Raw genomic sequence first — 741 nt, forward strand, 5'->3', positions numbered from 1 at the left:
CACTTACTCTTTACATACATCCCCCTTTTGCTAAGGACATATGCAGTCTCTTGTTCGGCGTATATCCCAATTATGGAACATACACCAATACTCTGTTGCATTTTCTGCTCAACATGTCAAAGAACTGTGTTCCAACATAATGGAACGAAGTGGAGGATAACGCCTGCCTGCCGTCAGGCAGGGATTCGAACCGTTGACCCTCCCGACATCCAGTCGGGATACTCTAGCCAGATCCAATAATCTGTAAAAGTTCCATATAAACTTTTGTTTTGGTGGAGGATAACGCCTGCCTGCCGTCAGGCAGGGATTCGAACCGTTGACCCTCCCGACATCCAGTCGGGATACTCTAGCCAGATCCAATAATCTGTAAAAGTTCCATATAAACTTTTGTTTTGGTGGAGGATAACGGATTCGAACCGTTGACCCCCTGCGTGCAAGGCAGGTGCTCTAGCCAGCTGAGCTAATCCCCCATTATTTCAATATAAAGTGGGCCTGCGTGGACTCGAACCACGGACCTCTACATTATCAGTGTAGCGCTCTAACCACCTGAGCTACAAGCCCCTTATATTAATTTGATAATAAAATTTGAAAGCGGATACGAAAACGACACCCCCGGGCGTCTTTCCAGAAAGGAGGTGTTCCAGCCGCACCTTCCGGTACGGCTACCTTGTTACGACTTAGCCCCAGTTACCGGTTCTACCCTTAACGGCTCCTCGCGGTTACCGCCTTCAGGTCTACCCG

The 741-nt window shown here is 48.6% G+C and carries 2 tRNA genes and 1 rRNA gene; all 3 read right to left on the minus strand.

What is annotated here, in order from left to right:
* Positions 1–393 precede the first annotated feature (393 nt).
* Positions 394–470, minus strand: a tRNA-Ala gene (locus ACFSKV_RS18920).
* A gap of 17 nt (positions 471–487) precedes the next feature.
* A tRNA-Ile gene (locus tag ACFSKV_RS18925) sits at positions 488–561 on the minus strand.
* Positions 562–628: 67 nt separating this feature from the next.
* Positions 629–741: ribosomal RNA gene (locus ACFSKV_RS18930) — 16S ribosomal RNA — on the minus strand; the annotation flags it as partial.

The organism is Shivajiella indica, assembly GCF_042683085.1.
Classification (GTDB): Bacteria; Bacteroidota; Bacteroidia; order Cytophagales; family Cyclobacteriaceae; genus Shivajiella; species Shivajiella indica.